Origin of the sequence: Victivallis lenta, assembly GCF_009695545.1 — a bacterium.
GTDB classification, from domain to species: Bacteria; Verrucomicrobiota; Lentisphaeria; order Victivallales; family Victivallaceae; genus Victivallis; species Victivallis lenta.
On sequence record NZ_VUNS01000025.1, the window covers coordinates 64,898 to 74,464 of the forward strand.

At 60.6% G+C, this 9,567-nt stretch carries 8 protein-coding genes; all 8 read left to right on the forward strand.

Going from position 1 to position 9,567, the window contains the following annotated elements:
* The first annotated feature begins 143 nt into the window (after positions 1-143).
* On the forward strand, positions 144-1,001 hold the full coding sequence (locus FYJ85_RS18005; RefSeq protein ID WP_206213288.1) for a uracil-DNA glycosylase: 858 nt from the start codon (positions 144-146) through the stop codon (positions 999-1,001).
* An 86-nt stretch (positions 1,002-1,087) separates the two neighbouring features.
* Positions 1,088-1,255 (forward strand): hypothetical protein, encoded by a 168-nt coding sequence (locus FYJ85_RS18010; RefSeq protein WP_154419958.1) that lies wholly within the window; start codon positions 1,088-1,090, stop codon positions 1,253-1,255.
* A gap of 128 nt (positions 1,256-1,383) precedes the next feature.
* On the forward strand, positions 1,384-2,427 hold the full coding sequence (locus FYJ85_RS18015) for a LacI family DNA-binding transcriptional regulator (protein WP_106051441.1): 1,044 nt from the start codon (positions 1,384-1,386) through the stop codon (positions 2,425-2,427).
* Positions 2,428-2,494: 67 nt separating this feature from the next.
* Positions 2,495-3,157, forward strand: a complete 663-nt coding sequence (locus FYJ85_RS18020; RefSeq protein ID WP_154419960.1) for a prepilin-type N-terminal cleavage/methylation domain-containing protein — start codon at positions 2,495-2,497, stop codon at positions 3,155-3,157.
* A 70-nt stretch (positions 3,158-3,227) separates the two neighbouring features.
* Positions 3,228-3,905, forward strand: a complete 678-nt coding sequence (locus tag FYJ85_RS23275; RefSeq protein ID WP_206213289.1) for a prepilin-type N-terminal cleavage/methylation domain-containing protein — start codon at positions 3,228-3,230, stop codon at positions 3,903-3,905.
* Positions 3,906-3,925: 20 nt separating this feature from the next.
* A complete protein-coding gene (locus tag FYJ85_RS18030; RefSeq protein WP_154419962.1) occupies positions 3,926-7,228 on the forward strand; it encodes an endo-1,3-alpha-glucanase family glycosylhydrolase in 3,303 nt (1,100 codons plus the stop codon).
* A 133-nt stretch (positions 7,229-7,361) separates the two neighbouring features.
* Positions 7,362-8,363 carry a LacI family DNA-binding transcriptional regulator gene (locus FYJ85_RS18035; protein WP_154419964.1) on the forward strand — a complete coding sequence of 334 codons (1,002 nt, stop codon included), beginning with the start codon at positions 7,362-7,364 and terminating at the stop codon, positions 8,361-8,363.
* 27 nt (positions 8,364-8,390) lie between these two features.
* Positions 8,391-9,311 carry a DUF4434 domain-containing protein gene (locus FYJ85_RS18040; RefSeq protein WP_106051435.1) on the forward strand — a complete coding sequence of 307 codons (921 nt, stop codon included), beginning with the start codon at positions 8,391-8,393 and terminating at the stop codon, positions 9,309-9,311.
* Positions 9,312-9,567: the final 256 nt, after the last annotated feature.

Genomic DNA, 9,567 nt, shown 5'->3' on the forward strand with positions numbered 1-9,567 from the left:
CTGCTTTTAAATTCTGAAAATACACATATATTAATCCACGCCGGATTCCGGCCACAGGCATATAAGATAACACCATTGCCTGAAAAATTCTATCATGTCGGTAAAATTTAATTATATTTAACAGCACGGTTCGGATCGGAAATATGGCGCAGGAGTTTTTTGACAGTCTGGTCGCATGTATCAGGAAGGAAGGGGAGAAGCATCCGGGGCAGGGCATCGACCCCGAAGTGCTGCGGGCGTTCATGAGCGGTGGAGCGCGTCCTCTGCCGGCGGCGTCCCGGCCGCAGGCGGCCCCCTCCCGGGAGATTCCGCGCCCGGTGCCGGCTCCGCACTCTGCCCGCCCGGCGTTTTCCGCTCCGCCGCGCCCGATTCCGCATCCGAACGCGGGCGGCGGCGGGCAGGTCCAGATCGCTCCGGCTCCGGTGTCGCTCGATGTCGGGTCGCTCGACGAGCTGCGCCCGATCGCGCTCGGCTGCCGCCGCTGCCCGCTGGCCGAAACCCGGCACAACGTCGTTTTCGGCGAAGGGGACCCGCATGCGAAGCTCATGTTCATCGGCGAAGGCCCTGGCTACGATGAGGATATGCAGGGCCGCCCGTTCGTCGGCAAGGCCGGGCAGCTCCTGAACAAGATGATTGCCGCCATGCAGTTCCAGCGTGAGGAGGTCTATATCGCGAACGTGGTCAAGTGCCGTCCGCCCGGGAACCGGGTGCCGACGCCGGACGAGGCGGTCGCCTGCATCGGCTACCTGAAGAAGCAGATCGAGCTGATCAGGCCGGAGGTCATCGTCCTTCTGGGGGCCACCGCCGTGAATTTTCTGCTCGGCAAGCGCGAGGGCATCACGCGGCTGCGCGGCAAATGGCTCGGTTTCAACGGAATTCCGGTCATGCCGACCTTCCACCCCGCCTATCTGCTCCGCCAGGAGTCGGCCAAGCGCGACGCCTGGGCCGATCTGCAGCAGGTCATGAAGGTGTTCGGCAAAGTTTACCAACGGCCGCATTGACGTTCCGCGGCGCGGGAGGAACGGAAACATGTTCAAGCGGTTGCCTGTTTCCGCACAGTGTTGCTGGTTTTCGGAGGATTGGAGGAATGAATCTGCGCAGCTTCATTATTTTCGCGGCCGGGCTGCTCTGCTGGTTCGTGTTCGATCTGAACGGGGGAGGGCGGCCGCTGCCGCGCTGGGCGGACCGGCTTCTTCTTGCCGTCCTCGTCCTTGCCGGGGTCGCCGCCATCGTTGCCGCCCTGCTGATCTGCTGACCGGGCGGCGGGAAAAAAGAAATTTCGTTTTTTTTCGTTTTCCCTGTTGACAAATGCAGAAAAATCGATCATAATATTTGCTGTAACGTTAAGGCTACTGTTCCTGCAAAAAAATTAAGGAGAAGCACATGCCTCCGGCACGTAAAGAGAAGATCGGCATGAAGGAGATCGCGGAAGCGGCAGGCGTATCGGTGATGACCGTGTCGGCGGCGCTTTCGGGGAGCGGCCGGGTCAGCGAGAAACGCAAGCGCGAGATCGTCGCATTGGCGCACCGGATGGGGTATCGGACCAATGCGGCGGCGCGGCTCCTGAAAAGCAAGCGGGTCGACGACCTCGGGCTGCTGATTTTCGAAAAGGAGGAGCTGATCCGCGAACACGCCGGCTTTATGGATATGACTGTGCAGTTCATGAAGGAGTGCGTGCGCAACAACATCCATTTCCAGCTCGAATGGTTCGACTCCCACCGGAACGCCGCCGAGCTGCCGCAGATGCTGACCAACGGACTGGTCGGCGGGCTGCTGATCGCCGGGGCCCCGGCGAATGCCGCCAAGGAGTTTATCGACAGGGAACTGGGACTTCCGTTTGTGACGATCGGCGAGCCCGGCAGGTATTCGGTCGGCTTCGATAACTGCAGCCAGCTCCGCCAGGCGGTCTACTATCTCGCTTCACTCGGGCATACGGAGATCGGGCTGGTGAACGGTCCGGATTCGCTGAATGTGTTCCGGGATTTCCGGCAGGGGTTCGATTCGGCGCTGGCCGAGCTTTCGCTCCTGAAGCCGGGAACTTTCCATGCGGAGTGCCAGCCGGCCGGCGATTTTCAGGCCGAGCTGGAGAAAACGCTTGACGCGCTCATGCGTTCTCCGGTCCGCCCGACCGCACTTCTCGTGTTTTCGGGTCTTTTCACGAAGGCCTTCATATCGGGCCTGCAGCAGCGCGGAATCCGGGTTCCGGAGGACGTCAGCATCATCTGCCATGAGACGGTGGACTGGGAGGTCGAAAAGTTCAGCCCCGCCATAACTGCAATCGAACGCAAATACGACGAACTCATCGCAGCCGGCGTGCAGATGATCCGGGATTTGATGGACGGTAAAACGGTTCTGCGTCCGCATACATTGATCGTTCCGGCATTTTCGAAGCGTCGGACGGTCTGCCCGCCGCAGGCGAAGGGATGAACCGTTCCGTTTTCTTTCGGCCTCACCGCAGGGATTTCCCGGATCAAACATATAAGGAGAACCGCGAATGAAAAGACGAAATTTCACATTGATCGAACTTCTGGTAGTGATTGCGATCATCGCCATTCTGGCGGCGATGCTGCTGCCGGCGCTGCAGCAGGCGAGGGAGGCGGCCAAAGCCTCGAGCTGTATCAACAACCTCAAACAGATTCAGTCGTTCGCACTTCAATACGCCGATTCGTACGAGGGATATTTTCCCGCTTCGTCGTCACCGGGAAACTGGAGCTGCAACGATCCGCAGTGGAATAATCCGAAGTGGACGAGCCGGACCTTCATTCAGGAGGCGCTTCAGCCTTCGGATAAACCGTATAAGCTTCTGAAGTGTGCCTCTTTTGTGCCGAACGAAGGTGTCTGGTACACGAATTACGGCATGAACTGCAAAATCACAACCTATTATAAAATGGGGTGGGGCGCGCTGGACAACCAGTTGAAGATCACGAAAATTCTCTCTCCGAGCCGGTGTTTTTCGTTTGGCGAGCATAACCAGAAGGTGAATTACGACGGCGATCGAATCATGTTCGAGGGGGACAGCTGGCTCAGCACGCGGCGTTACAGCCACTCCGGCAAAATGAATGCGGCTTTTCTGGACGGCCATGTTGCACGGTGTCCCGGAGCGCTGCCGGACAAGGGAAGCACCGCCGGAAAGGCGTTCTGGTTCGGCGAGCTCTGACGCCGGTCAGTCGGATTTACCGATTCGTGAACGGCTGGGGTTCCTGCCGAAACATAAAGGAGTATCGCAGATGAAAAGACGGAATTTCACATTGATCGAACTTCTGGTGGTGATTGCGATCATCGCCATTCTGGCGGCGATGCTGCTGCCGGCGCTGCAGCAGGCGAGGGAGGCAGGGAAGGCCTCGAGCTGCATGAACAATCTCAAGCAGGTCCAGTCGTTCGCACTTTACTATGCCGGTTCGAACGAGGATTATTTTCCGGAGGCGAAACGCCCCGGCACCTGGAGCTGCAACGATCCGCAGTGGAACAATCCGAAGTGGACGAGCCGGACCTTCATCCAGGAGGCGCTTCAGCCTGCGGACAAGCCGTACAAGTTGCTGAAATGCGCCTCGTTCGAGCCGCCCAATCCGATCTGGTACACGAACTATGCAATGAACATCCGGTTGACCATCTACAAAAGCCCCGGCGACTGGAGCCGGAAAAGCGGTCTGAAAATCGGTAAAGTCAGGGAGCCGAGCCGGGTCAACACCTTTTCGGAACAGAACCAGAATGTGAATACGGACGGTTCGGTCGTCGCTATGGAGCAGTCCGCCGCAATCCACTGGCGGCGTTACAGTCACGGAGGCAGAATGAACGTCTCCTATCTCGACGGACATGTCGCGCGTTACCCGTCTCAGCTCCCTTCCGAAACGCTCGACGAGGAAGGCAAGCTCTTCTGGTACGGCAACCGCGACGGCAGTTACTGAGCAAATATGAGGGGAAAACCATGAAAATCCAGAACTGTCTCTGTGCGGGAGCTCTGTCTCTCGCCGTCGTCTCCGCCGCCCACGGTGCGGAAATCTCGAACCGGAAGATGGCATGGGCGCACCATACACCGTGGCACACGCCGTTCAATACGAGCCTGACCGCGATCAACTACTACAACTTTCCGCTGCAGGATTCGACCGGCAGCGATCTGGAGGACTGGAAACGGGAGTTCGCACTGGCCGGAGCGCAGGGCATCGACGGTTTTTTCCCGGACCTCGTCGCCGATAAGGGCGGCGGCCCGACCGCGTTCGTCGATGCGCTGCATACGATGCTGAAAGCGGCCGAGGGCACCGATTTCCAGATCGGCGCCTGTCTCGACGTCAAAACGACCGTCGACCAGCAGGTGAAAGAACTGGCGAGAATGCTCGACCTGTTCGGGAAACATCCGAACTATCCGCAGTGGAACGGCCGCCCGGTCGTGAATTTCTACACCTATCTGAGCTGGACGCCGGAGGAGCTGGCGGAGATCCGCGCCGGCATGAAGGCGGCCGGGCACGATATCTTCCTCATCGGCAACATCGGAGTCGGCTACGAGCGCCGCAGCTTCGATGACCTGCGGCCTTACGTCGAACAGGCCGACATGATCTACTCGTTCGGGGCCGGCGAGATCGACGGCACGACCATGCGGAGCAAGGTCGAACTGTATGAACGGCTCGCCGCAGCGTGCGGCAAAGAGCTGATGACCACGGTCTACCCCGGCTACTACGGGGCGTGGCTGAACGGCCGCAACGACTTCTATCAGGTTCACTGCGGCTTCGACCAGGCCCATCACTCGTTCGAGGCGGCGAATACGCCGAAGGCGAAATTCCTGCACTACACGACCTGGAACGATCACGACGAAACGAGCCTGCTGCCGATGGTGTTCACTCCCGCGAACCCGCTGATCACCCGCGCCTACACGGCCCGCTTCAAGGGGGAGAGCACGGTTACCGGAGAACCGGAGGTGGTTTTCGCCTGTCACCGCGAGGAATTGCCCGGCACGCTGCTGCGCTTCGAAGCGATGACGCTGCCGACACTTGAAAAAGGCGGCGTGGCGGTTTCCGGCCGCCTGCTCGACGCGGCCGGAAAGACGGTCGCCGTTCTGCCCGAAAAACGCCTGGACGGCGCCGATTTCGACCGGACGGAGTGGCTGGTGCCGTCGGCCGGATTCGCAGCGAATCCGTTCGTTACGCCGGAGTTCACCGTTGCCGGGCGCACGGTCCGTCTGCCGCAGGTGTTTCTGGTCTCCGGCTGGCATCAGAACGCCGTGACGGTCAAGACGGCGGCGAGCCGGATCGTCATGCCGGAGAGCGAACTGCGGCTCCGGCGGGAAGACGGGCGTCTCCGGGTCTCCGGCCGTTACGACTCCCCGGCGGAGCTGAAGCGCGTTTCCCTCTGGCGCAACGACCGTCCGATCGCGGTGATCCTGCCGGAGACGGAGGGAAAGGTGCTGCTGAATCTCTGCGTCTCGAGCCGTCCGGATTTTACGGTCGCGCCCGAAGGGGGCGAGATCGTCGCGGCGGTGCGGAAATTCGGGGAGAATCCTTCGAAACATTTCCGCTGGAACGCGGCCGGGCTGGCCTCTTCCGCCAACCAGTCGTGGACTCCGGTGGCGCTGACGGTCGCCGGGGAACCCGGCCTGAAACTTCGCTTTTCGGTCGCCGGCGGCGAGCCGCTGACACTCTCCGCCGGGGAGCTTGCGCAGCGGGAGCGGGTCGAATACGGCGGCGCCGTCATTTCGCTCTCTCCGGCGGACGGCACGATGCAGAATCGCGCCATGCTGAACCGCAAAGAAGGAGCGTTCGACTTCTTCCTGTTCGACCGTGACCCGCGGCGGCGGGACTGCTATTTGCTCCATTTCGAAACCGTCGATGGCCGGAGCGGCTGGTCGGCTCCGCTTTATCCGTTCGCCGGAGATGTCGCACCGGTTCCGGCGAAACTGGTCGAGACGGCGACGAATCTCGAGACTCCTTCCGGGGCGACGGGCTGGAAGGGGCGCGGCGAGTATCTGGCGAAAACCGTTCCGTTCCGCACGCCGAAACTCCGCGAGGCGGCGGTTTCTCCGCTGTCGATCCGCGGCGGTCACTGGGATTTCGAGAACGACGGCCGCGACGCATACGGCGATATGCCGGTCGTGATTCCGGAGTCGATGTTTGCGGACGGCGCCGGTGCGGAGGGACGCGCGCTCCGTTTTTCCGGCAAGGAGAGCGTGAAGATGCGGCTGCGTACCTACCCGGTCGGAGCTTCGACCGTCGAGTTCCTGATCCGCCCGGAGGGAAAACGTGAAGAGGCGCAGGGGGTCATCACCCGTTCCGGCTGGAGCGACGCGGTCAATATCTATCTGCTGCCGGACGGCCGCATCGAGGCGGTGCGCGACGGCAGCGAGGAGTTCAAGACGGAAAAGGCGGTCAGCCGCGTTCCGCTGCCGGACGGCAGGTGGAGTCGGGTCCGGGTCGTCTGCGACAATGCGGCCCTCCGGATCTATTTCGACGGGAAATGCGTGGGGGAGGAGAAGGTTTCACCGCAGCGCTCCTACGGCAACTGCACCTGGTATCTCGGAAAAGGCGACAAGCGCTCCGGCAATTTTACGGGGATGCTCGATGCTTTGACCGTGTTCGGTGCGGCATTCGCCCCCGGCGACCCGCAGGAACCGGAATTCAGGAAGAGCGAGCGTTTTCGTCCGATCCTGCCGCCCGGAGCTCCCGAGGCGGAGGAGGCCGGCGCCGTCACCGGGAGCTGGAATTTCCCCGGAAATCTCGAGCGGCGCGCGGCAACAGGAGTTCCCGCCTTTTCGGAGGAGCGGCTGAAGAACCCGGTTCTGATCGGAGACGACACGCTGCTGCTCGGACCCGGCGCCAATACGGTCACCGTTCCGGCCGGGGGAGTGGCACTGGCCGACAACACGATGCTGACGGTCCGGCTCCGCCGCTTCGACCGGGCCGAGCCGAAAAAAGCGTGGTATGCGCTTCTCGTCTCGATCGGGAACGGAGAGCGGAAATCGGTCAATTTCAACTTCGGCAGCGGCGATGAGGTCATGATCTCCGCGAACGAACCGGAGTGGAAGATCAAAACCGGGCATCACAAGCTCACCCTTCCTGCCGAACTGAAGATCGCGAAGCGGAACGGACTCCTGATTTTCATGGTGAACGACAAGGTCGTCTACAAGACCGGCGACGACCCGGAGAAACCGTACGCGTTCCTCTCCTTCAGCACAAGCAGCCCGAATCGCGACGACGCGGCCATCGTGCAGCTCGACGCTCCTGTGCTCCGGCGCTTGCGCTGATACGGCTTCGACACACAGCCTTCTGCCCCGCGAAAAGAGCGATTTTTTTCGCGGGGCTCTTGCTTTTTCCCGTCGGATCAGGTATAATATAAAACGAAATGATGCAGCGCTGTACCAGATAAGGAAAAAAAGAATGCCGAAACCGAATGTCACCATGCAGGAGATTGCCGACCGGCTCGGGGTCTCCCTGAAGTCGGTGTCGCTGGCGGTCAACGGCGCCGGGCGGCTGTCGCAGAAGACGCGCGAACGGATTTTGCAGGCGGCGCGCGAAATGGGCTACCGGCCGAACTTCGCGGCGCGTTCGCTGGTGACCCGGCGCAGCTGCCTGATCGGCGTGCTGCTGCCGTACTCGAACAGCAGCTTTTTCGGCGACATCATGACCGGAATCGAGAAGAAGGCGCACGAACACGGTTTCATGCTGCTGCTCGGGAATCCCTCCGGAGGGCGCGAGGAACTGCGGAGCCAGATTCTCCGTTTCGCCGAACGCGGCGTCGACGGCGTGGCGGTTTATCCCTCCGGCGCGATCCGGGAAGTGACGGATGAGCTGTGTTCGCTCGGCGTTCCGATCGTGCAGGTCATGAACCGGCTGCCGGAGCTCGGGCGCGCGGCGGTTATGGTCGACAATGAGGAAGCCGGGCGGTGCGCCGCGCGGCATCTGCTGGCGGTCGGGCATAGTCGGGCCGGCATGTTGACGCACGACCGGGGAGGGGAGGAGATTGCCGCCCGCCGCCGGGGATTTGCCGCCGGCCTCGGCCGGGAAATTCCGTGCGAAGAGTGCGCGATCGGTATCGACGCCGGTTATGCCGCCGCCCGGAAGCTGCTCGCCGCCCATCCGGAACTGACTGCGCTCTTTGCGGCCAGCGACCTGGCCGCCCTGGGGGCGCTGAAGGCCGGGCTGGAGCTTGGCCGACGGGTTCCGCGCGAGTTTGCCGTCATCGGCTTCGACAATCTCGACGTTGCCGGACAGCAGCTGATCTACCCGCTGACCACACTCGCCCAGCCGAAGGAGCGGATCGGCGAACTCGCCGGCTCCATGCTGATCAATCTGCTGGAGGGGCGCGACGCCGGGCCGGTCATTCTGGAGGCGCCGCTTATCATCCGTTCCACCACCGCCGTTTCGGCGGACCGGCAATGAAAAAAAATCGACAACCAGAGGAAGAAAATGAAGATCACCGGAACCTTTCTTGACGAAATCAGCCACGACATTCCGCACCAGAACTGGGGAAGAGAGGAGTGGGACCGCGACTTTGCGGCGATGAAATCGATCGGCATCGACACCGTGATTCTGATCCGCTGCGGTCATCGCCGCTTCATCACCTATCCGTCGAAATTCCTGATGGAGCATGAAGGCTGCTACCGGCCCCCGGTTGACCTTGTCGATCTGTTTCTCGAGCTTGCCGAAAAATACGGCATGACCTTCTACTTCGGGCTGTACGATTCCGGAAAGTACTGGCATAACCGCGAATGCGAGCGCGAAATGGAGATCAGCCGCGCGGTCGCGGATGAAGTCTGGAGCCTCTACGGGAACCGCAAAGCGTTCGGCGGCTGGTATTTGAACTTTGAGGTCAGCCGCGCATCCGCCGGAATTATCGAGCTGTATGCCGGGATGGGGCGCCATGTCAAGCAGCTCTCCGGCAATCTGCCGACCATGATTTCGCCGTATATCGACGGAATCAAGGCGATCGGGGACGTCGGCGTCAAGGATGATTCGATCGGCGTGACGCAGCACGAGCAGGAGTGGAACGCGATCCTGAAAGGGATTCAGGGCGCGGTTGATATCGTCGCCTTCCAGGACGGCCACTGCGATTATCATGAGCTCGCCGACTACCTGCGGATCAACAAGAAGCTGACCGACCGCTACGGCATGACCAGCTGGACCAACTGCGAGACGTTCGATCGCGACATGCCGATCCGCTTCCTGCCGATCAAGTGGGAGAAGATGCTGCTGAAACTCGAAGCGGCCAGAGCGGCCGGGATCGAGAAGGCGATCACCTTTGAATTTTCCCACTTCATGAGCCCGAATTCCTGCTACCGCGCGGCCGGGCACCTGTTCGACCGGTACCGCGAGCATTTCAGCTTGTAATTACCTCCCTCCCGAAGTGAAAAACAGCCGGTTTCGAAAGAAATCGGCATTTTTTTTCGCTTCGGCTCTTGACATTTGGGATCAGATCGTTCATAATAATAGCAGATTCAGTCAAAACGATTTGATTCTTTTTTTTTGAATTTTGCTTCAAAACGTTTTGATTGATGATGGATTTGATCAGGTAAGGAAAATTGACGGATATGGCGAAACGAACGGCAACCATTGTCGATGTGGCGAGAGCGGTCGGAGTCTCTCC